Here is a 22,941-nt window from a genome sequence, read left to right as displayed (position 1 = left end):
CCCCAAATAGTCGGTGGCTCCCGTCTGAACAAGCTCTGGCTGCAAGCAGACAGAACAGCACTCATCCACTCACTTTGGCGGGGCCGAGCGTGTCGGAATTGCCGAGCAGCTTGCGAAAGTTTTACCGATGCCATCCGTCCGAGTCGTAGCGATTTGCAGGCGGGGTTTTGCTATGGATTGACAGACCTGACAGACCACTTGCCGTCGTCCGTCTGTAGGAACAAGGTGCGATTTTGGGGGTCTCCGCGTAGCTCTAACCAATCGACCGCAACGGGTTCGACGAGCAATAGGTTGAATGTGCTTGCCGGTTTGGTATTTGCTGCTGGTGCCTTAACGAAAAATGCGTTGCGATCGCTGTCTCGGCTTGCCTTTGGTTGCGGCCAGATAAACTGCAGGCGCGCGCTATCCGAGAGATCGTACCAGCGTTCTTGGCGTTCTCGTTGAAGATCGGCGTCTGTAGCGTCAGCGCTGACGAACTTCAAGCGCCCGGCAATCCGAAATTGCTCGCGCGTCTTCGTGAAATACCAACACACTTCCCCCCATGGTTGCCGATCGATCTGTGCGACTTTCTCGCTGCGAGCGTCCGTAACCACCTCTAACGTGTCGGTATTTGGGAAGAAGCCGCGGAATACCACTGTCCGATTGGCCGGACGACCGTCGGGCATGACAGTGGCGAGTTGAAAAAAACGTGCGTGGGCATCGCTACGATTGCGATGCAGCGCGCGAGCGATCGGAGATCGCCAAGGAGCTAGGGCCATAGAACTGTAGCTGAATGCACCGCGTTTCCATCGTGCCAGCTGCTCGCTTGTACTGGGGTCCACCCCTCTGCCGGAGTCATCGGAGGCAATGATTCAGATTGCGATGGTACACCTGATGGTCAGATGGCTGGCGTATTTTGATACCGCTCTGAACTTTTCAAACAGCCTCAAGGGGGCTCCTCGATTAATTCGCTCAAGACCGAAGGTCGGCAGGGCAGCATGGGCATTTCAGCTGCCAATACGCTAAAGTCCCGCAATTTGTCGAGGTACCATTAAATTCTGATACCCAATAAGACAAGAGCAATCGACTTCTCCGCCACACTCAATATCAACAATGAAGGGCAACCGTGGATGACGTCAAGGACCGCACGTCGTCGGAAACGATGCGCTTCCTGATTAACGTCAGTCCAAATGTGGAAGGATCGTGGCAATGATTGGCTCCAGCCCTTCCTGCGTCTTGAGATTCGCAAACACGAAGGGCTTATCACCGCGCATCCGCTTGGCATCGCGCTCCATCACCTGTAAGTCGGCACCGACGTAGGGAGCGAGATCGATCTTATTGATGACGAGTAAATCGGATTTAGTGATACCAGGGCCGCCTTTGCGCGGAATTTTGTCGCCAGCAGACACGTCGATCGCGTAAATCGTGAGGTCTACCAACTCTGGACTAAACGTCGCCGCGAGATTGTCGCCGCCGCTCTCGAGTAAAACCAGATCCAGCGAGGGAAATGTTGCTTCCAGTTCGGCGATCGCCCCCAGGTTCAGAGACGCATCTTCGCGAATCGCCGTGTGGGGGCAGCCGCCGGTTTCGACACCGCGAATGCGCCCTTGTTCCAAAGCACGGGCCCGCGTTAGGAACTGCGCGTCTTCCTGGGTATAAATGTCGTTCGTGACGACGGCAATTTCGTAGCGATCCCGGAGGCGTTTGCAAAGCGCTTCGACTAGCGCCGTCTTTCCCGAACCAACTGGACCTGCAATTCCAACTCGCAGTGCGCTCATCGATGTGCCATATCGACTAGATTGTGCCTTCTAAATTATCCGATTTTCTGAAATTTTTGCTGGCAAGTCGATTCGGATCTCTCCCACCGAGCCTTGTGCTGGCGATCCGCCCCAGCTCCGCATCTGGATCGAGCTTTGTCGACGTGCCGCTGCGATTTCAAGCGCGAACCATAGTTGCGCGATCGCCGCCGCAAATTCGCGATCGTCCTGACGTTTGTCTACAGGGTGGATAACTGGCAATCCGTTACCACCGGGATCTAGCGGGTTTGTCGTCCCTCTTACAATAGGCAAGTGGGAAGGCGCGTTAAGAAATGTAAGGGATTCATTCATGAGCGATCGGCTCCTACGCGCGACGGCAGCGGATGGCGGTATCCGCGCGGTTGCAGCAACAACGACGAACTTGACCGAAACCGCACGTCAACTTCACAGGCTGTCCTACGTTGCCACGGCAGCGCTTGGGCGAGCAATGACAGCCGGGTTGTTGCTGGCTTCTAACATGAAGCAATCTCAGGCACGGGTCAATCTCCGCATTCGCGGTTCGGGTGCGCTAGGCGGATTGCTTGTCGATGCGGGTGCCGACGGTACAGTTCGCGGCTACGTCGATAATCCCACGGTAGAATTGCCCCCCAATGCTCTCGGCAAGCTCGATGTAGGCGGCGCAATCGGCGAAGGTTTCCTTTACGTTGTCCGCGACGTGGGTTACGGCTACCCGTATTCCAGCACGGTCGAGCTAGTCTCGGGGGAGATCGGCGACGACGTGGCGAATTATTTGGCGACCTCAGAGCAGACGCCTTCGGCATTGCTTGTCGGTGTATTTGTCAGTGCCGAGGGCGTCAGTGCATCCGGCGGTATCCTACTGCAGGTCTTGCCTAAAGCCTCGAGCGACGAGCACTTAGTCCAGACCTTGGAAGGGCGGGTGGCTGCCTTGACGGGATTCACGCCGCTGATGCGTGCGGGGAAATCACTGCATGAGATTTTCGAAGAACTGCTCGGAGACATGGGGCTAAACATCTTCCCCGACGTGCAGATGGTGCGTTTCCACTGCGGCTGCACGCACGATCGCATGTTAGGTGCATTGCGCTTGCTTGGAGTTGACGAACTCCAGGACATGATCGAGCAAGATGAAGGAGCGGAGGCAACTTGCCACTTTTGCGCGAGTGTTTACCGTGCTAGTTCCGACGAACTGACACAGCTCGTTGAGGAAATACAAACTAAATCCTTATAATTGCTGTCGGCCGATGATTCTGCTGGTTGATTCTTCGATCGAACAGTCTCGCGGCGTTTCTAAGTTCAGACGGCAGCGAGGTTCTTCTGACAGCCTTAATTAAGATAAAGGTTCTACTGACAGCATCAGATAAATAGCCTTAGGGCTCTGGCAGGATTTCAATGCTTGTACCCAGGAGATAAGGAAACCGTCAGGGAGCGAAATATGCGTGACGCGCGTCTCGGTGGAGCGAGCGGCGATTGCGCCTAGCAGTGGGAGGAGGTAGTCGTGCCCGAACATCGCGTTGGTAAGAACGACGAGTCGCAGATCGGATCGGTCGCATCGAACGAGTCGCTGGGTGCCGAGCGGGGCGGAGCGATCGGCACGTCAGAGGTGGCTGCTACGTCGGAAATCGACCGTCCCGGCGGCACGCCGCGTCGGGGCTGGGGACGCTGGGTGGGCTGGCAGTTTTGGATGGTCGCACTCGTATTGGTTTTTGGTGGGCTCGGCTACACGGCGACGTCGATGTTGCTGAATCTGCCAGCTCTGTCCAAGAGTTGCGCCTCAGTTTACTGGCCGCTGGCTTCGGCCTCGCGGCGGTTGTACTGCGCGCAGGCTAAGGCAGAAACGCGCACGCGGGACGGTTTATTAGAAGCCATTGCGCTTGTTAACGGGCTGCCGGCCGACCACCCCATGCATGCCGAGGGCGAGCGGTTCATTACCGAGTGGACTGAGGAGTTGTTGGTTCTCGGCGAAGCGAAGTTCCAGACCGGCAAGCTTGATGAGGCGATCGCGTTAGCACAGGCAATTCCTGACGACCTCGACGCCGCACACCTCGCCGACGAACGGATCGATCGCTGGCGCGAGGTCTGGGCTGAAGGCGAAGCGTTGCAAGAGATTGTGCAAGAACGCATACTCGAGCTCGACTGGAGCGGGGCTTTTGGCGCTGTCGTCAAGCTGGCGTCAGTCGACAACGATTATTGGTCCGGGCGTCGCTATGAAGCGCTCGTTAAGGAAATACAGCGCGCGCGGTTGGAGACGCGACAGCTCCAGAAAGCTCGGGCGGCGTTCGAGCGCGGCAATTTCGATGACTTGAAAACCGCGCTAGCCCTTGCCGAAGAGGTAGAATCCGGCAGCTTTGGCTACGAGGCAGCGCAGGTTTTGATCGCGCGGATCGGCGACAACATGCTTGCACTCGCCCGCCAGGAAATGGATGCGGGTAACTGGGCCGTCGTCCGCGAGATTACCATTGCCGTACCAAACAGCTTAGACCTAGACGAGCAAGTTCGCGATTTGCTGGATCTAACCCGTGCCGGAACGCAAGCCGCAACCGGGACGATCGCCGGCATCGAAGTCGCGATCTCCCGCGCGCAACTGCTCGGGGAAGACCGCCCCCTCTACTACAAAGCCCAGCAACTGATCGATCGTTGGGAGCTGGAAATTGTCGACGTCCGCCACCTCAATCGCGCGCGCAAGCTGGCAGAACCGGGGACGCTCGCCGACTTGCAGGGTGCGATCGCCGAAGCCGATAAAATTCCCAGCCGCAATCCCCGCTACCGGGAAGCGCGTGCAGCGATCGGCGACTGGACGCGCGACATCCAAACGATCCAAGACCAGCCAACGCTCAACCGCGCCGTCCTTGCCGCCCAAGGCAACTCGATCCCAGCTTGGCAAGAGGCAATTGCTATTGCCAATCGGATTGGAGCCCAGCGCGCGCTCTACGACGACGCCCAAACGCGGGTCCGGCAATGGCGGGCGAACATCCAGCGAGCTGAAGACCGGCCGATCCTCTCGCGCGCCACCTCACTTGCCAGCACTGGGCGCCTCCAAGAGGCGGTCGCGACGGCCGAGCGGATCGGGCGCGGGCGCGTGCTTTACCCAGATGCACAAAATAAGATCGCGCTCTGGCGCGCGCAATTGCGCGGTGCAGAGTTGCTCCAACGCGCCTACCGCACAGCCGAGCCGGGCAGCCCAGAAGCGCTGGCAGCGGCCATCCAGACGGCCGATCGAATCCCAACCGTTTCCAGCTCCCGCAGGGCAGGCGATCGCGCGATCGCGCGCTGGAGCGAGCGCTTGTTGGGCATTGCCACGCGGACTGCCGATCGGGATCCGGCTGGTGCGATTCGAATTGCCGAGTTGATTCCGGCAAATAGTCGCCTAGGCAGTGCCGCCCAAGTACGCATCGCTGAGTGGCAAACCCGCCTGCGCCCAGAACCGCTGGTATCCGAACCGGATGCCAGGGATAGCGCCGTGGATGCTGCTGCACCGTCCGCCGATCGCGTCGATACCTCAATACCCGAGCCAGCTCTTCCTGCAAATGAAGGCGCATCGAATGGTGATGGTTCGGCGGCGATCGAAGCCGAAGTTCTGCCTCCTGCCGACAGTGCGCCATTCACCAATTCAGCTCCGCTGTTCTGAGAGAACAACGAGCAAACGCGTTCGCCGCGATCGCTGCCCGACGCGCGCGAGCCGGTACAATAGCGACTTGATGTTTTGCACGTGTTGTATAGGGTCGAGCGAGCATGGGTCGCGCAGAAAAAGTCGTACTTGCCTATTCTGGCGGCGTGGATACGTCCGTCTGTATTCCCTATCTGAAAGCGGAATGGGGTATCAAAGAAGTCATTACGCTTGCGGCCGATCTCGGTCAGGGCGAAGAACTGGGTCCGGTTAAGGAGAAGGCTCTCAAGTCTGGAGCATTGGTATCCTTGGTCGAGGACGCGCGAGCAGAATTCGTGACGGACTATGCGTTTCCAGCCATCCAAGCTAATGCTCTTTACGAAGATTGCTATCCTCTGTCGACAGCGCTAGCACGACCGCTCATTGCTAAACTCCTCGTCGAAGCGGCGGCGAAGTACGGAGCCGATGCCGTTGCCCACGGTTGCACGGCAAAGGGGAACGATCAGGTGCGCTTCGATCTGGCGATCGCGGCCCTCAATCCGAACTTAACCGTCCTGGCTCCGGCCCGCGAATGGGGCATGAGCCGGGAGGAGACCATTGCCTACGGCGAACGCTTCGGGATTCCGGCGCCAGTGAAGAAGTCTTCGCCCTACAGCATCGATCGCAACCTGCTCGGGCGCAGCATCGAGGCCGGTCCGCTCGAAGATCCGATGACCGAGCCTTTGGAAGAAATCTACGCGATGACCCGCGCGATCGCCGATACGCCGAACGAGCCGGATTATGTGGAGATCGGTTTCGAACGCGGCGTTCCCACGACCCTGGACGGGCAGGCTCTCGACCCGATCGCACTGATCGAGCGACTAAACGTTCGGGCGGGCACCCACGGGATCGGCCGCATCGACACGATCGAAAACCGCGTGGTCGGCATCAAATCGCGCGAAATCTACGAGACGCCGGCATTGCTGGTGCTGATCTATGCCCACCGCGACCTCGAACGGCTGACGCTAACCGCCGACGTCACTCGATACAAGCGCGGCATCGAGCAAACTTTCGGCGAGATGATCTACGAAGGGCTTTGGTTCAGTCCGCTGCGGCAGGCACTCCATGCCTTTATCCAACAAACCCAGGCGCGCGTCACGGGAATCGTTCGCGTCAAGTTGTTCAAGGGTAGCATCGCCATCGTCGGTCGTCGCTCCGAAAACTCCCTCTATGCGCCCGATCTGGCAACCTATGGTGCGGACGACCAGTTCGATCATGCGGCCGCAGAAGGCTTCATTTATATTTGGGGCTTGCCGACGCGGGTTTGGTCGCAGAAATCACGCGGGTAAGTCCGTCTAAATGACGTTTCCGAGAGACCACTCCGCGTGCAAACTATTTTTCCTGCGGTCGGTCGAGATTCCGCACTAGCGGCACCCCTTACCTACTTGGGTTCCGGATTGGGAATGAGCTCGTCAAGGACGACAAAGCGGACGTGGTTGATTGCCAATTCGCCAATCGCTACGACTTCCTTGGTTAAGCGCTCGCCGCGACTGCAAATGGTCTCAAAGGGAATGCCCTTGGCCATCTCGGCGTGATACCATGCCAAACCCATAAAAAATCGGGTCGGATAAGGACCGCCTTCATTGATGTCGTCGGGATTGGACTCCATCGGCAGCCAGCCCCATCCCGGCAAGTAAAACTCCATCCACACGTGGTTGAAATCCGGCTCCAGCGGTACGTTGCGCGCGTGTGGTTGCTGAGGGCATTTGTAACGCCCAACCGTGCGGCTGGCAATTCCGTTGAGGCGCGCAATCGCCAACAGCAACCCGAGATATTCGCCGCAGGATGCCACCCCCCGTCTTATTACCACATCGGGGGGATCGATTTGTGGCTTGATCCCGTAGGCAAGTTTGTCGTAGACGAAGTTGCGGATGTTGTACATGCGCCGCAGTAAGTTCGTTTCGTCGCCCGGTGCATCGACCGCCGCACGGCGAATGATGTCGGTATCCATGGCCAGTTCGTCATCGTCGAGCGTGTAACGATTGCGGAGTTCTGGGTCCAATTCCGGCACGCGATCGCCATCGCGCGGCTCGAATTGGTACTTGATACTCCAAACCTCCAGCAGGGCCTTCCAGCCGAAGACGAACCGATCGTTGGTAGTGAGGCGCTCGATATTAAACACCGCCACGCGCTGACCGTCGATGATTTCTTCTGCGAACGGAATGCCGATTGGCTCCACGCTGTGGAGCTTTTGACGGTGAGTTTCGGCAGGCAGTGCAATCCGCCATTCCAGATCGGTCAGGTCGATCGCATCGAGTGGGGCAATTTCCTCGACATAGCTCATTTCGACCAGAAAACCATTGGAGCGGGTGTAGCGCCGCTCGGGTTCGTAGCAAACGTAAAGCGGATGGATGAATGCAGCATCGCGATATTGAATTTCGTGATTTGGCGTGGCGTTGGGGTTATCGCGAATGAAGGGTTCCTCAAAGGTGTAGGCAACGTAAAGCTGTTCGCGACCGGTATTTGGGTCGGTAAAGAATGCCAGTCCGGTCGGGCATGGAAACGGCGTCAGCACGCTGAAATCGATCTCGCCCGTGGCTCGGTCGAGGCAAAACACGGTTTGCTCGGTGCGATCGCTGACCCACAGCTCTTCGCCGCGAATCGTCAGATGTTCGCGCCCGATCCCCGGTGCAAGCAGGCGCGTAATTTCTTTCCGGGTATTGCTGCTGAAAACGTGAATGCTGTCCGTTCCGTTGCAGGAAACATAAATAGCCGTCTCCCATACGGTGATGCCGTCAGCAGCGTAGGGCAGCGTGGTGAAGAGCTGCGGTTTCAGGTCGCCCTCAAGCGAACAAAAACACACCGATTCATGCTGAGTAAACCACAGGGTATTCCCCGCGATCGCAATGCCCGTTGTGTCGAGGAAGTCGGTCGCGTTGTGGGTATTGAGCACGCGCATGCTGCCGTCGATGGGATCGATTTCGAATAGGTAGCCCGTGCGCGCGTCGATCGCTAAGAGATGTCGACCACGCTGAGCGATGCCGTAGAGAGATGCCGCTGCGAACGGACGGATTGTCTGTGAGGATGAAGTGGAAACCGGAGAGGTCAGGTGCAGCATCGTCGATAGGTTGTCTCGAAACCGATGGTCGTTCGTGACGGGAGAAAAGCCTGGGGTGCCGAGCCGCAAGCCGCTATGTCTAAAACCCTTTGAGGTGCCAATAGACCGCTAATGTAGCAGGCACCCTCACCTCCTGCCGTTGACGGTTCAGCGGAGGATCCCAAAAAATAAACGTCAGCATACAAAGCAACAATGTCACCTTGCCGATCGCTTTGGCTCTTCGCGGCTTAGCAGATAATCCCAACAAGATAACAAACTTTCTCCAAGCACGATGCTCGAACCGAACGCGATTCCCGGCTGCCAACGACCCAAACGGTCAGTGGCTAGCGGGTCGGTCGAGCATCCAATCCAAGGGTGCGATCGCGCGCCGCGCGCAGCTGTCCGCAGGCAGCATCGGTATCGAGCCCGCGCGAAGCTCTAATGCTAACGGCGATGTTAGCTTGCTCCAAAATCGCTTTAAAGGCACGCACGCGTTTTTTACTCGGACGTTGATAATCTACTTCCGCAATCGGATTGTAGGGAATTAAGTTGACGTGAGATTGAAAGCCGCGCAGTCGATCAGCAAGTTCGCTAGCATGCTCCGGTAGGTCATTCGTGCCTGACAACAAGATGTACTCGAAGGACACGCGACGCCCGGTTTTTCTTACGTAATCGCGACATTCATCTAGCAAAGCTGCAAGCGGATAGTGTCGCGCGCTCGGGATCAACTGCTCGCGCAAGTATTGATTGGAGGCGTGTAAGCTAACGGCAAAGGTAACTTGCAATCGATGCGTAGCTAGTTCGTTGATGCGGCCGGGCAACCCTACGGTGGAGATCGTTAGCGATCGCTGGCCGATACCAACGTCGCTGTTGAGCGATCGTACGGCCGCCACCACGGCGTGGAGGTTGAGCAGCGGCTCGCCCATGCCCATAAACACGACGTTGCTGACACGTTGCTGAAAATCTTCGGCTACAGTCAACACCTGATCGACAATTTCGTGAACCTGCAAATTACGCGTAAAGCCGCCCTTGCCGGTCGCACAGAAATCACACGCCATCGGGCACCCCACCTGCGACGAAACGCAGACCGTTAGGCGTCTCTCAGTCGGAATGCCAACGGTCTCGACGGTTAGCCCATCTGCCAGCTGCAGAAGGAATTTGCGCGTGCCGTCTGGTGCAAGGGTCTTGAGGTGAATCCGCGATCGCCCCACCGGCACGCTGGCTACCGCCGCACGCCATGTTTGCGGCAGTACTGTAATATCGCACAGCGATCGCGCACCTTTGTCGTATAACCATTGGTGTAGTTGCTTGCCACGATAAGCTGGCTGTCCCTGTTGCTGGACCCAGGCAGTAAGCTCGGCCAGGGATTTACCCAGCAAAACTTCGGTAGTAGCACGCGTTGCAGCTGTCATCGCCGGCGGTCGGTTGGGGAGTGGGTGAGTGCAATGGTACGTCGAGCAACTGCCGATCCGGGTCAAGCAGATACCCAAAGTACTTTCCCAAAGGGCAATTGATTCTTCCCCATCCTAGTCGTCGGGTAACGCTCCTGGCAGGGGATCGCACGAAACTCAAAATCGTTATGACTATGATATAGTTGCAATAGTTCTTTACGGAACCGAGTCGTACCGGGTTTCATCGCGTATTGGGCGAGCATGGCTCGATGACGACACGTGTTATCCCGTAACGTTCAATTAGTTGACGTAGAAACTTCCCTAAGGAGCGAGCACATGGCTGCAGAAGGATGCCTGCGCGTCGGTCAAACTGCCCCTGATTTTACGGCGACGGCAGTAGTCGACCAAGAGTTCAAGACTCTCAAAATGTCTGACTTTCGCGGTCAGTACGTCGTCCTGTTCTTCTATCCGCTGGACTTCACCTTTGTCTGCCCGACGGAAATTGTGTCCTTTAGCGATCGTAACAGCGAGTTTGCCGAGATAGGCGCACAAGTGCTGGGCGTGTCTGTGGATAGCGAGTTTTCGCACCTGGCATGGGTGCAAACCGACCGCAAGAACGGCGGTGTTGGCGACCTAGCCTATCCACTGGTTTCGGACATCAAAAAGGAAATCAGCTCGGCTTACAATGTGCTGGATCCTGAAGCAGGAGTAGCTCTGCGCGGCCTGTTCATCATTGATAAAGAGGGGGTCATCCAGCACGCGACGATCAACAACCTCTCTTTCGGTCGCAATGTGGACGAAGTACTGCGGACGCTTAAGGCAATCCAGTACGTCCAAGCAAACCCGGATGAAGTATGCCCCGAGGGTTGGAAGCCTGGCGACAAAACGATGACTCCCGACCCGGTTAAATCTAAGGTTTACTTCGCAACCGTGTAAGTCGCAGGTCGGTTCCGGTTCGCTGGCAATTGGCGATCGTGTATTGTCGCGTTGTCCGAACCGCAGCCCAGTGCGAATGTGTGGGGGCAGGTGCCCCCTTTTTTCGATCTCTGCTCGTTCGCGGCCGAATACCATATCCGCCGCGTCCGCAGCCGGATGCTGTCCGTTCGGCTTGCAAGACATTCCTACCGCGCTCTAAGGTTCGCCACAGATGTCAACCATAACGTCTCTGGTTTCAACGGCGATCGCGACTTTCAAAGATCTCGCTAGGGACCCGCGCTTTCGCCGTAATTTCGTTCCCATTCCGGCAACGAGTGCACTGCAGGTCGGGCAATTTGCACCGAAGTTCACGCTGACAGACGTGACGCAAGAATGCGAGGTCCGGTTAGCAGCGTTTCGCGACAGCAAGCCGGTTATCGTCGCCTTCACTCGCATATTTAATGAGAATCTGTATTGCCCTCTGTGCTATCCCCACATCGTGGAACTACGCGATCGCTACACAGAGCTAACAGCAACGGGAGCAGAGGTACTGCTGGTAACTAGCACCGACGGGCGACAAAGCCAGCAAATCGCCGCCGATTTGAGCTTACCAATGCCGCTCCTGAGCGACTCCTCCAACACTGTGTTTCGCCGTTATGGCACCGGGCAAGCCTTGGGCGCTCCGCTCCCCGCACAGTTTGTCCTCGATCGCGAGGGTTGCATTCGTTTCAAGCATCTATTCTCGTTCTTAGATCCCAATGCCGGAGTCGATCGCCTGTTGGCAGCATTGGCAGCCATGCAGTAACGCGATCGCGGTCAACGACCGATGTTGCTGAAGCTCTTTCCCGAGTCCCGCTCGATGGCTGACCTTAAACGCTCCATCGCAGAGGTTCTATACCAACTTCGGGAGATTATGTCGAAGCCCGCGCTTCTGGAGGTCACCTCGATTAATTCGCTCAAGACCGAAGGTTGGCACGGCGGCAGGGCATTTCAGCCGCTGGTACGCTACACTTTGGCAAATTTCGATTTGCCCTGGATTGAAACCTCTACTCGTTTGCGGTGCGTGAAGCATAATTCCGCTTTTTTGAGTTGGCATCGTTCCTTATGACATTGAGGAAAACCGCAAGAAAAAGGGCAGCCTGAAGCTCGCAGCTGCCCTACCCTCGTCAGTCAAACTTGGGAGTGAAAATTGGATGGAGTTGTATAGTTCAGTTTCGATTTGGGCGGAACTCTAAGCTGCTTGCGATTGGCGCTCTTCAGATAATCCTGGCAAGCGCTTGGCACAATGGCTGGCGAACGAGTCGCCGATCGCGCGGTCGAGCGATCGCTCTAGCACCCGTACCTCTAGGTTGACGGCAACTAAGTACGCACCCGGTCGGTCTTCAATTGCATTGGCGATCAATGCGGATAGGTCGGGACGCACGCCCGAAAACGGCTCGAGCAGGACGTATCGGTCCCAATCGTACTCAGCTTGTGGATTTACCCGTAAAACGTAGTGCTTGGTCATGACGACAGAAACCTCGTTGCGCTCGGCTGTGGCGACGGTGCCTTGAATCGATGAATACATATTACAGTACAAATATACTAATTGCAAGCACGTCCGCCAATTTTCTTGACCCCTGGCTGAAGGAGCAACTGCAGTATCCGCTCCAGCCCTTACTGCTATTGCCCTCAGCAGTCACTGCCAGAGTGGCCAACTCAACCACACCCTGCAACGATAGGGCTGCGTAACCCGTACATCCGTGAATTGAAGTCCGCAGAGCGAGACCGCTCGCAAAAAAAACTTCACGGCAAAACCCCAAGCCACCCGGAGTAGTCCGAGTTGGCTGAGGATTGCATAGACTCCTGAATCGGTTGACCCCAGAGGCTTTAAGGGTCGTGGAGCCAACGGCGGTCTAGACAGTCAAGAACCGCAAGGCGATCGCTGTCGTACCAAGCATGGCGGTCGATGCGATAGATCTCGAAACGATCGCGATTGCGTTTCACCCGGCGGCGTTCGAGTCGGATGCCCAATACCTGCAGCAAGCGTCGCAGGCAGCGGATCGGGTCGGATTCGCTGCGACCGAGTCCTAATGCCAAGCGCTGCTCGCGCGATCGGCAATGGGCGACAAGGAGTCTGAGCTGCGGCGAGTTCGCCGTCCACTCGGCTTCGAGGTCCAAGAGCGAGTCAACCCCCAGGTCGGTCAACGCCCGCACCTGGGACCAACGACTGCGGAGGTCGCCGAGGAATGCCAGGGTGCCGGGCACCGGGATGTTGACTTGTAGCAATTCGCGGGCGCTCGCGGGATGCGTCACCAGCCAGAACAGCTCCTGCCTCAAAACGAACTGTCGATCGTCGAACTGCACGCGCCGCACGAACCCCGGCGTCCACTGGGGCGATCGCTCGATGCCGGGCAATAAATGCAACAAGTGCGTTTTTACCGCGCTATTGCGTTCGGCTGGCGGCACCTGCAAGCTGCTGCGCTGGCGCGGGAGCGGTGCCGACAACAAGGGCGCATTAAAGATCGCTTCGGCGTTAGCCGTTTTAATGCACTCGCGGGCAGACCGCTCGCTCTCGCTTACGGAGGCAACCGGATCGAGGACAATCGCGCGCACGCGGTGCCCTGCTGCCGCGAGGCTTGCTTGCAAACAGTCACGCAAGCGCGCGCGCTCGTAGTTTTCGATGGCCTTGAGGATGCAAAACGCTTGATGGTGGGCATCTTCGCGAGCACTGGCAAGCTGTTGCACGAGGCGGGCGATCGCGTCAGGGTCGGTAGCATCTTCGAGCAAGTTCAGCCCTTCTTGCAGCACGAACTCTTCGAGTTTGCGGGCAATTTGTTGCGGAAACGGCGAGCGATCGCCATCCCCCTCGCGCAGTCCCGACCCGCGACACCAGACCCAGCGCTTGACTTGTGGGTCGCGGATGCGCCCGATCATTTGCAGTTGAGCGTTGGTTTGCAGGACGCCGAAGAAGAAACAGAACTGATCGCTAAAGTAGTCGCGGATGTCGATGTCGATCCCTGCTTCTGCCGATGGGGTGTAAATCAAATACTCTGGCTGGCGCTCGCCAATGAAGCGATCGGGGTCGCGCAAGAACTCCTGAACGTCCGGTTCGCAGATCGTTTTGGAATCCACGCGTAAGCCGATGCTGCCAGCCGATTGCAACACGCGGTCGAGGGCTTCGGCTTCCAGCTGGCTGTCAGTACAAACCACGGGTTGCGGCGACGCCCACAACTTTTGCAGCAGCGCCGAGCGATCGCCCGACCCAGTGCCGTCCCAATTGCCAGCGAGCAAATCTACCGTCAGCGGTGGGGTGGGGTGGCCGTTCTCGATTTTGATCAGCTCCCGCGTCGATCCGGCGATGCGATGTAAATAGTCGACACACCAATCTGCCAGCATCCCGTCGAGGCAGAAGACTCGTCGCGCCCGCGCCAATGCCGCACCGAAGCGACGCAAAACGGCCTCGCGTTTGCGCTTCAGCGTACCGCCGACCAAGAGATGTAGTGCGATCGCCATGGCTTCGTCGAGGATGACGTTTTTATCGACGAAATCCTCGGCCCGGAAATGCAGCAAACTATCCACGCAAAGGGCAATTTTGCTAGTGGATTTGCCAACGCGATCGAAGGCATCGTCAACGTGCAAGTGCTCGAATCCCCAGCGCTCGCACGACTGCAGCAGCAAGGAATTGCGGTGCCCGAGCGCCACCCAACCTTCATCCCCCAACCGATCGACAACGCGACCCAGCCATGCGGTTTTGCCCGTCCCCAATCCCGACTTCACGGCCACGAACGCACCTGACGGTGGCACCGGCCAGTCGAAAAACGGCTGTTCGATCGTAGCCGTGGGCGTAAATTGCTGGCTCCGCTGCCAGGTTTGGGCGGCGCGATCCGGAAGCAGTCCGATCGCATTACCTTGGGGTTGGGTCAACCCTGCTTCTGCGGCTAGTTCGCGGACGGAGTCGGCAAACGCTCTGCCTTGGAGCGGACCGCGATCGCCGCGCAGAAACTGACGATATTGAGCCGGTCCGCCGCCGACTTCACAGCCAAAGCAGTACCATTCCTTCGTCTCGGGATCGACTGCGAACGCCGTGCCACTCTGGGATTGGTGCTGCGGGCAGAAACCCCGTAAAGTCTTGCCACAATCTCGAAACTGATGTCCGGGCCACGAATATATTTCGTCAACGCTCAGGCGCGCGATCGAGGTCTGTAACAGTTCCTCCAAGCCTCCCGGCTTGGTGCTGCCGAGCAATCCATCGCGTCGGCGGATCGGCGTCGGTTGGCGATCGCGCGCGGGCAGCGCAACGACTAGCGCAGCTGTTTCGACCTCGCGCCGCAGTAGATCGCACAACCACTCGGGGGCGACTGCAACGGGCGCGTCCTGAGGCGATCGCAACCAGCGATATGCACCGGTTTCGGGGTGGCGCGAGGGCGGTAGCGCGGATTGATGCCGGTTGTAACGAATCTCCAACAGCTCGCCGGGCGCGGTGTGGCGATCGCACCCTTCGCGATCGCGGTATTGTGTAAATGTTGCACGCCGGAACTCTTTTAACGCTATCTGTAGCGTCTCTGGGATCTGGTAGAGCAGCTGCCGCCGTCCCGGCTTCCCAGAGGTCCAGCTCGTGGTTGCAGGTAGGTTACCGCCGCTGAGGTGTTGCAAGAGTGGCTCGGCACTCGCCCCGTCCACATCGATCGCCACCAGCCCGCCCGAAGCATCGCCCAACCGCAACCCGTAGCCGGATGTAAAGCCGGTGTAGGGTTTGCCAGTGGACCTGCTGGTGCAGCGCTGACCGTGCAGCACCAGCGCTGCTAGCTCTGAGCGCTTGAGGGGCGGTTCGGTCTGCCAGCCTTGGCGATAGGGGCGCTTGTCGCGTAATGGTGTCAGGTTCCAGTGCAGTGGGATCTCGCCTAGCCCGCCAGCGATCGCTTCGGCCTCGGGGACGCGCTGGAACGGTTTCCAATCGGCCAGCGCAGCAGCGGGGTCGAGTCGCAGCGATAGGTTATCGGTGGCAAGAGAAACAGGCGCTAACACTAGATGTGGTGCTCATGGGGCGTTCTGGCAGATAAAAACACTATACATGGTGTCTTCCGATCGTGACAAGCACTACGCGATCGGCGGGTGGTCTGCAGAGGTCCTTTCGTGCAATCCCAATCGAGCGGTTCCTGCGAGCGATCGCGCTACCATACGAAGCGCTCGCTCGTTGCGTCTGTAGGAGAGTCGAGCCACGATTGCAGGCGCGTCCGCTCATGACTACTTGGCACACGATCCGCGTCCGCTACCGGCAGATCGGACGGACGTTCGAAGCCCGCGTCCCGGACGATCGTTATATTTTGCAAAGTTTGGAGGAGCAGGGTATCGAGCTACCGTTTTCCTGCCGCAACGGGGCCTGCACGACGTGTGCGGTGCGCATTGTCTCCGGCGAAATCTACCAGCCGGAAGCAATGGGGTTGTCGCCGCAACTGCAACGCCAGGGTTATGCGCTGCTGTGCGTGGGCTACGCGCGATCGGATATCGAGGTGGAAACCCAAGACGAAGACGAGGTCTACGAACAGCAGTTCGGTCGCTACTTCGCCAAGGGTCGCGTTCTCTTTGGCATTCCGCTGGATGAGGACTGACCACACCGAACGCTGGCAGACGATCGCAGTTGACCGATTGCCCGAAGGCGAGGCTCGCTATCTGCTATGACCCGCCAAGCTCACGATGCCCTCGCCAAGCAGTTCCTCGCCGATCTGCTCGAACCCCTCGGTCGCAGTATTTCCAGTCTGGATGTTGCTGACGAGCCGCGCCAAGTCGATGTTTTCTTCGAGCCGGCTTTCCCGCCGGTTCCCGCCCCCGAGCTGCTAGGGACGATCGCCCGCATTGCCTCCGTGCCGTGCGCCTTGGAAGTTTTTCGGAATGCCCCGACTATCGTCGAGTTCCAGACCTGTTTGCTCAAGCTTTATACCCTGCGGGCGGGCGGGCTGCGGCGTGCCCGGCGCGATCGCAAGCCGCTCTCCGAGAACGCACTGCCGCCACTATGGGTGCTGTCGCCAACACTGTCGCCAGCGTTCTTGAAACGGTTTGCCGCGAGCGATCGCCCCGATTGGCTGCCGGGCGTTTACTCGACCCCGGATGGCTACCGAGCCCACTTGGTGGCGATCCACCAGTTGCCGGCAACGCCCGAGACGTTGATGCTGCGGGTGCTGGGACGCGGGCAGGTGCAGCGGGCGGCGATTGAGGAAGTGCGATCGCTGCCGGGGTCGCCGACGATAGAGCGGGTGCTGGCTTTGCTCGAGAACTGGCGCTACACGATTCAGCTCAGAGAGAATAGAAGCGAGGACGAGGAGGAAGTGCTGATGAACTTATCACCTGCCTATTTGCGCTGGCGCGAGGCACACCTGCAGGAAGGTCGCCAAGAAGGTCTTCAAGAGGGACGCCAAGAGGGTCGCCTAGAAGGTCTTCAGGCAGGTCGCCGGGAGACGATCGAGACTGCTCTGCGCGTTCGCTTCGGCGGCATCGACCCCGAGTTGGCTCGGATTATCCCGGCGCTGCTCGCTTTGCCCTTAGGCGAGACGATGGGCCTGGTTATGACTGGCGATCGCGCCCAACTCCTAAAACACTTCGAAAATTATTAAGAACGCTTGGGGTAAATTGGGTCTACTTTTAGCCATAATCTCTTTGAACCGGATGCGTGTTAACTTCTAGAGAGAAAACTCGGAAGCCGCCTGACCCTGGAATCAGTCTAAGGTCTCAGCACCAGCCAGCCTGGAGTACTGTGCGAGGAGTCTTTGCACGCCGGTAGAGCATGACCTTTCAAGAAGGTAACTTGCACCCTGCATGAAAGGTCATATGCTGTGGGTGGATAACAAAGGTCATCACCTACTGTAGATAACCTTTGTTTCACAACCTATCGACTCTCGGCGGTCGGCGTGCATCACCTTTAGTTTGGCAATATTCCAAACCAATTGTCTCAACATATTTGATTTGCAACTTCTCGTGGTCTTAGAACTCTCAAAAAATACTACCTCCTTACTTCTTTTGTCGCCATCACTGTCGTTCCATCGCCGAGTTTCAAAAAATACATAACCTGTTCCATCGGCATTTTCTTATCGATATATATCTTTTCATCGATCGGGTAAGTAACTTCTGGTTGCAATAGACCTACTACCTTGAAAAGAGATCGCTCGTTTATCTGTCACCAAGTAAACTGTATTTCGTACTGATTGCCATACTCAGATTGGGCTAGACAGCATTCCTAAGCCAATAAGAACAAACGGTGCACCAAAAAGGGCAAAAAGATGTTGAGGTTGCAAGCCTTCTCTTAGATCGGGAAGTTCAAACCCCAATGCAGCACATAGCCAAAATATGACGAAACTAGTCCAAGTAATTCCGAATAAAATCCTTCCGATGGAAGCTGTTGTGTAAACAGTGGTATGGGTTATTCGACCCATCTTATAAACTCTCCTGGCTGAAGTTATTCATCTATTTTTCTGCGGAGTTCCTTTGGAATTTTTGAGTTGCCGAACATAACAAACTTATTCGCTGCTTAAGAATCTTTATGGCATAAGAGGGTCGACCAAAATCCATCGATTAATTATAGGTCCTTACAGCCTCAGCTCCCCCTATAGGGGACGATGCATTCGGGCAACAATGAAACTTACTACAATAGCCGCCCTTCACGAATGCTGCGCCCTAAACTCCGTAGGGGTCAACCCGTATCAACAGTTTTGTACACAATCTGTCAAATTGAAAAGAACTCCCTATTCAGTTTGACATATATATTTTAAATTCGCGTACTAGATAACTCCCTCAGGTAGAAAATTGTCGATCTCGCGTGCGCAAACTCAAGTATGCAGGTATTTTCTCTTCGCGATCGCGGGCGTTGACGAGTCTCCGGACAGCCTAACGGAGACAAGCAGTCCTAAAGAAAGTAATAATTCAAACCGCAGCGAACACTTTTTTTACCCAGAATATCCTTATTCTTGGGAAACATTGAGTGACGATCGCTTCGCATGAGGTTTTTGACGATCGCCCAAAACCTTTAAATACGATCTTGCCGAAAATCCCAGGCTAGAACTGTCGGGAGCGTATCACTTTCTAGAAAGATAAATCTGCATCGGCATGAAAGACTCCTCGCAGTGGGCTAGGAATTTGCTGGTGCGGAGAACGTGGACCATTCACGAGCTCAGGCGGCTTCCGAGTTTTCTCCCAAGAAGGTGAAACGCACCCGTTTGCCGATCGCGGCAACATGAGATAAATTTGACGCTTTTGATACTCCTCTGGCAGGTAAGGAAACCGGTTTTCCAGCCACAGGGCATGGTAAATTCTAGGCAAACGTGAGTGAGGTCTGGGTGTGATGCGTGGCAGTTCCTATAAATGGCGACCGAGGGCAGATGTCACTCGCCACTCGGGTAGCACCATTCAACTCAATATGGACTTCTTCGAGTCACCTCCAACTAGCATCGGCACGGTGCTTACTGCTGAAAGCAATCTTAAAACTAATCAAAACGGCTTCCCGAAAGAGCATCGAATAGGAATTGTTGGCGTTATTGTTCTTGCTTGCATCTTGCTTTTGCAAGCCCTGGCAGTCCCTACTGCAGTTGCCATCTTTGTGGGGCTTGGTGGTGGTGCGATCGCCTTTTTTGCGACCCGCTTTTCCCATCGCTGCTCTTACGTTGGCGAGAAGGGGATCGTCGAATATTCTCTAGTTGGTTCACGTACTCATAGACCTAAAATCGTCCGTGAGTTGCGCTTCGCGGATGCCCGAAACCTCTTTACTACCGTTACTCATACCCATTACAATTTCATCTATATTGGCACCAGCTACAGCTACCGCTGGACGCGCCCCGACGGTAAAAACCTGCTTGTCATTTCTGGTGGGCATATGCGCCGCCATGCAAAGCCCAAAGACGAGAACCTCTGGCACTTCCTCAACTCCGCCGAAAATTCCTGGAGCAACTACTGCCTCCAGCAAATTAATGAGCAACTAGACCGGCAAGGATATGTAGAGTTCACCATACCCTCCGGCAACCCTCGCTTTGTTCGCGTCGGACCGGGCTTTATGGAATTCGTTATGCGCAAAGGCGACCCTCATCGCATCGCCGTGACCGACATGAAAAATATCACCCTCCACTCAGGCTATTTCCGCTTCTCCCACCGTGACGCTGGTTGGTGGGGCAAAGGCAACTTCTCCTTTACCTATAGTGGAATTTCCAACGCCAAACTATTTCTACTTTGCCTAGACCAACTCGCTGGCATCAGTTGGAGCTAAGTATCAGCAATCTTTCTGGACCCGTCTTGGGAACACCAACTTTTGCGATCGAGGGCAAATGTCCTTGAGGTGAACCCAGGACTGTTTCATTCAAAAATCTCCTATAGTGAGTTTGGGTTCTGCCCACAACGCCGCTGCGCTTGGGCCATGTTGGTAATTCCAAAATTGCGGTAGAGATTCAAAGCAAAATTTACGACCTAATGCAAAATTCTGTACCAGAGGTGTCTTTCGAATCCGCAATTTATCTTCGTCCTTGAGGGGCACCTCGATTAATTCGCTCAAGACCAAAGGTCGGCACGGCAGCACGGGCATTTCAGCCGCCGGTACGCCACAATCCAGCATTTCTTGGAGGTGCCCTGAGTGATATCTCGCACATAATGCACCTTATTTTCAACGCCCCAGTACCCTCGAATCCGTTTCGCCAATTGTGCTGCTGTCTCGGAAAAGGAACAGATGTAGTAATGCCAAATCAAATAAATTTCGCGACAGATAGAGCGTCGAGAATGAAATTATATCCCGTGAGCGCAGCCACAACCTCTGGTGTACTCTCGAGAATTTCAACGTGGGTGACGCCACTCATCAGAGTTTCCTCAGATCGCTGTTCCTAATTCGGTAGTCCTGCACGGTGAAGATGGCGTAGGTGCAGAACCCGAACGTAGCCATGCTCCTAACCAACACGAGCATCACACTTCAGGACTATCATCCGATGCATGACGCGCGGCAACTCCTCCGGCACCGAGCGAAGAAATATCTTTATCCCTTCGCTCTAAAGGCTTTAACTTATTCGCCCGCGCGCAACTTTTCCAGGACACTGCGATCTTCCAGAGTGGAGGTGTCGCCGGCAACTTCTTCCCCGGAAGCGAGGCTGCGCAACACGCGGCGCACGATCTTACCCGATCTCGTCTTCGGCAGGACGTCCGTAAAACGGATTCCTCCTGGACGGGCGATCGCGCCGATTTCCCGCACAACATGTTGCTTCAGCTCTGCGGCTAACGCGTCACTCGGATCGCGATCGGTTTCCAAAATGACAAAGGCAAAGATATCCTCGCCTTTGATTTCGTCGTTGCGTCCGACGACAGCAGCTTCCGCGACGGCGGGGTGAGAGACCAGCGCCGATTCCACTTCCATCGTGCCGAGGCGGTGGCCGGCGACGTTGATGACATCGTCCACGCGACCCATGATCCAGAAGTATCCGTCCTCATCTTTGTGGGCGCCATCGCCGGCGAAGTACAGATATTGCCCGTCTTTGGGCGGAATGTGTTCCCAATACGTGCGGCGGAATCGTTCGGGATTGCCGTAAACGGTGCGCATCATGCCCGGCCAGGGATGCTTGACGACCAAATAGCCGCCCTCATTGCCGGTGACCGGGTTACCTTCCATATCGACAACATCAGCTTGGATGCCCGGGAATGGAAAAGTTGCCGAGCCGGGCTTCGTTGGTGTCGCCCCCGGCAGCGGCGAAATCATAAAGCCGCCCGTTTCCGTCTGCCACCAAGTATCGACAATCGGGCAGCGATCGCCGCCGATAACCCGCCGGTACCACATCCACGCTTCGGGGTTGATCGGTTCGCCGACGGTGCCGAGGATCCGCAAGGAGGATAGATCGCGGGCGTTCGGGTAGCGATCGCCGAGCTTGCTGAGCGCGCGAATAGCCGTTGGTGCGGTATAGAAAATCGATACGCCGTACTTTTCCACCACGTCCCACAAACACCCTGGATTCGAGGGTCGCGGTGCACCCTCGTACATCAGGGTTGTCGCGCCGTTGGAAAGCGGTCCGTAAACGATGTAGCTGTGCCCGGTGATCCAGCCGACATCAGCGGTACACCAATATACGTCGGTGTCCTTGAGGTCGAAGGCCCACTTCAGCGTGACATGGGAATAAAGATTATAGCCGCCTGTAGTGTGAACGACCCCCTTAGGTTTGCCTGTGGTACCGCTGGTGTAGAGGATAAACAGCATGTCCTCGCTATCCATCGGTTCGGCCGGGCAAGTACCGGATGCCCCTGCCTGCAGGTCGTGCCACCAGTAATCGCGTCCCTCCACCATTTCGACCGCCTCGCCCGTCCGCTTGACGACCAGCACGTGCTCGACCGTAGGCGCGCCATTGTCAGCGAGAGCTCGGTCAACAGCAACTTTCAGCGGAACGGTTTTATCTTTGCGAAAGCCCCCATCGGCCGCGATCACGAGCTTGGCTTTGGCGTCTACCAAGCGATTTTGGAGTGCTTCTGCGCTAAATCCGCCGAAAACGACCGTATGGGGCGCGCCGATGCGAGCGCATGCCAGCAGCGCGATCGCGGCTTCGGGAATCATGGGCATATAAATGCCAACGCGATCGCCTTTCTGCACGCCTAGCTGCTTGAGAACGTTAGCCATCTGACAAACTTCGCGGTGCAGTTGCGCGTAGGTCAGGGTCCGCGAGTCGCCGGGTTCGCCTTCCCAAATCAGCGCGGCTTTATTGCGCCGCCACGTGCTCAGGTGGCGATCGAGACAATTGTGGGTGATATTCAGCTTGCCGTCCACGAACCACTTTGCAAACGGCGGCTGCCAGTCGAGGACTTGAGTCCACGGTTCGAACCACTCTAATTCCCGTGCGGCAAGTTCTCCCCAAAAACCTTCCGGATCGGTCGTGGCGCGGGCTTGCAATTGACGATATTCTTCTAAATTTTTGATATGAGCTTGCTCGGCCAGTTCGGTTGGCGGTGCAAACAAGCGGTTTTCGTTAAGAATTGATTCAATCGTTGGTTGCGACATAAGTGCATGCCCTCGTCATGAGACTCCATATCTTCGATTATGTGAGATGCGATCGCGTCCCCTGAAGTTAAATCGCTATAAGTTAAACGTTTCGTAAGGAAGAATCGAGCACTCGCTTTGGGCACTGTAGCATCGGTTCATGTAGGTGTGAAATGCAGCGCGGTTGTCTTACCTTACACCCCAAGATCGTCGCCGTTTGCAAACGCTCATAGCGTCGCCGCTAT

The 22,941-nt window shown here is 56.5% G+C and carries 17 protein-coding genes; 9 read left to right on the top strand and 8 right to left on the bottom strand.

The window, feature by feature from the left end; all coding sequences use genetic code 11:
• Positions 1–170 precede the first annotated feature (170 nt).
• From KR51_RS01805 to KR51_RS01795, 3 genes are all read right to left on the bottom strand, one after another.
• Positions 171–821: an Npun_F5749 family FMN-dependent PPOX-type flavoprotein gene (locus KR51_RS01805; protein WP_232214498.1), complete on the bottom strand. Its 651-nt coding sequence runs from the start codon at positions 819–821 to the stop codon at positions 171–173.
• A gap of 339 nt (positions 822–1,160) precedes the next feature.
• Complete coding sequence (gene ureG, locus KR51_RS01800) at positions 1,161–1,757, bottom strand: urease accessory protein UreG (protein ID WP_022604230.1); 597 nt, start codon at positions 1,755–1,757, stop codon at positions 1,161–1,163.
• Between the two features lie 30 nt (positions 1,758–1,787).
• Entirely contained in the window at positions 1,788–2,087 is a 300-nt protein-coding gene (locus KR51_RS01795; RefSeq protein ID WP_022604228.1) for a hypothetical protein, read from the bottom strand.
• Here KR51_RS01795 and hslO point away from each other — a divergent pair.
• The 3 genes from hslO (at position 2,086) to KR51_RS01780 (ending at position 6,686) form a co-directional block, all read left to right on the top strand.
• On the top strand, positions 2,086–2,982 hold the full coding sequence (gene hslO, locus KR51_RS01790; protein WP_022604226.1) for an Hsp33 family molecular chaperone HslO: 897 nt from the start codon (positions 2,086–2,088) through the stop codon (positions 2,980–2,982). The genes KR51_RS01795 and hslO overlap by 2 nt on opposite strands.
• 267 nt (positions 2,983–3,249) lie before the next feature.
• Positions 3,250–5,379, top strand: coding sequence for a tetratricopeptide repeat protein (locus tag KR51_RS01785; protein WP_022604224.1), 2,130 nt, complete (start codon positions 3,250–3,252; stop codon positions 5,377–5,379).
• A 104-nt stretch (positions 5,380–5,483) separates the two neighbouring features.
• Positions 5,484–6,686, top strand: coding sequence for an argininosuccinate synthase (locus tag KR51_RS01780; RefSeq protein ID WP_022604222.1), 1,203 nt, complete (start codon positions 5,484–5,486; stop codon positions 6,684–6,686).
• Between the two features lie 92 nt (positions 6,687–6,778).
• Here KR51_RS01780 and KR51_RS01775 read toward each other — a convergent pair whose 3' ends face one another.
• Both KR51_RS01775 and rlmN read right to left on the bottom strand, forming a co-directional pair.
• A complete protein-coding gene (locus tag KR51_RS01775; RefSeq protein ID WP_022604220.1) occupies positions 6,779–8,455 on the bottom strand; it encodes a transglutaminase-like domain-containing protein in 1,677 nt (558 codons plus the stop codon).
• Between the two features lie 323 nt (positions 8,456–8,778).
• Positions 8,779–9,846 (bottom strand): 23S rRNA (adenine(2503)-C(2))-methyltransferase RlmN, encoded by a 1,068-nt coding sequence (gene rlmN, locus KR51_RS01770; protein ID WP_022604218.1) that lies wholly within the window; start codon positions 9,844–9,846, stop codon positions 8,779–8,781.
• A 315-nt stretch (positions 9,847–10,161) separates the two neighbouring features.
• Between rlmN and KR51_RS01765 the strand changes: the two genes are divergently transcribed.
• From KR51_RS01765 to KR51_RS01755, 3 genes are all read left to right on the top strand, one after another.
• The gene (locus KR51_RS01765; protein WP_022604216.1) at positions 10,162–10,761 is read left to right on the top strand and encodes a peroxiredoxin; all 600 of its coding nucleotides are present in this window, start codon (positions 10,162–10,164) and stop codon (positions 10,759–10,761) included.
• A gap of 211 nt (positions 10,762–10,972) precedes the next feature.
• The gene (locus KR51_RS01760; RefSeq protein ID WP_022604214.1) at positions 10,973–11,545 is read left to right on the top strand and encodes a peroxiredoxin family protein; all 573 of its coding nucleotides are present in this window, start codon (positions 10,973–10,975) and stop codon (positions 11,543–11,545) included.
• 21 nt (positions 11,546–11,566) lie between these two features.
• Entirely contained in the window at positions 11,567–11,848 is a 282-nt protein-coding gene (locus KR51_RS01755; protein WP_022604213.1) for a hypothetical protein, read from the top strand.
• A 123-nt stretch (positions 11,849–11,971) separates the two neighbouring features.
• Here the strand turns inward: KR51_RS01755 and KR51_RS20065 are convergent, their stop codons facing one another.
• Together KR51_RS20065 and KR51_RS01745 are read right to left on the bottom strand one after the other, a co-directional pair.
• Positions 11,972–12,307 (bottom strand): hypothetical protein, encoded by a 336-nt coding sequence (locus KR51_RS20065; protein WP_198016660.1) that lies wholly within the window; start codon positions 12,305–12,307, stop codon positions 11,972–11,974.
• A 302-nt stretch (positions 12,308–12,609) separates the two neighbouring features.
• The gene (locus KR51_RS01745) at positions 12,610–15,747 is read right to left on the bottom strand and encodes a plasmid replication protein, CyRepA1 family (RefSeq protein WP_022604209.1); all 3,138 of its coding nucleotides are present in this window, start codon (positions 15,745–15,747) and stop codon (positions 12,610–12,612) included.
• A gap of 215 nt (positions 15,748–15,962) precedes the next feature.
• Between KR51_RS01745 and KR51_RS01740 the strand changes: the two genes are divergently transcribed.
• The 3 genes from KR51_RS01740 to KR51_RS01730 all read left to right on the top strand — a co-directional run bounded on the left by KR51_RS01740 (position 15,963) and on the right by KR51_RS01730 (position 19,966).
• The gene (locus KR51_RS01740; protein WP_022604207.1) at positions 15,963–16,331 is read left to right on the top strand and encodes a 2Fe-2S iron-sulfur cluster-binding protein; all 369 of its coding nucleotides are present in this window, start codon (positions 15,963–15,965) and stop codon (positions 16,329–16,331) included.
• 66 nt (positions 16,332–16,397) lie between these two features.
• Positions 16,398–17,330 (top strand): RpnC/YadD family protein, encoded by a 933-nt coding sequence (locus KR51_RS01735; protein WP_022604205.1) that lies wholly within the window; start codon positions 16,398–16,400, stop codon positions 17,328–17,330.
• A 1,718-nt stretch (positions 17,331–19,048) separates the two neighbouring features.
• Entirely contained in the window at positions 19,049–19,966 is a 918-nt protein-coding gene (locus KR51_RS01730) for a hypothetical protein (protein ID WP_198016659.1), read from the top strand.
• A gap of 780 nt (positions 19,967–20,746) precedes the next feature.
• Here KR51_RS01730 and acs read toward each other — a convergent pair.
• Complete coding sequence (acs, locus tag KR51_RS01725) at positions 20,747–22,717, bottom strand: acetate--CoA ligase (RefSeq protein WP_022604198.1); 1,971 nt, start codon at positions 22,715–22,717, stop codon at positions 20,747–20,749.
• Positions 22,718–22,941: the final 224 nt, after the last annotated feature.

It is taken from the genome of Rubidibacter lacunae KORDI 51-2 (assembly GCF_000473895.1).
In the GTDB taxonomy this organism is placed as follows: Bacteria; Cyanobacteriota; Cyanobacteriia; order Cyanobacteriales; family Rubidibacteraceae; genus Rubidibacter; species Rubidibacter lacunae.
Note: the sequence above shows the minus strand (reverse complement) of the source record. Positions and strands in the feature narration are given on the sequence as shown.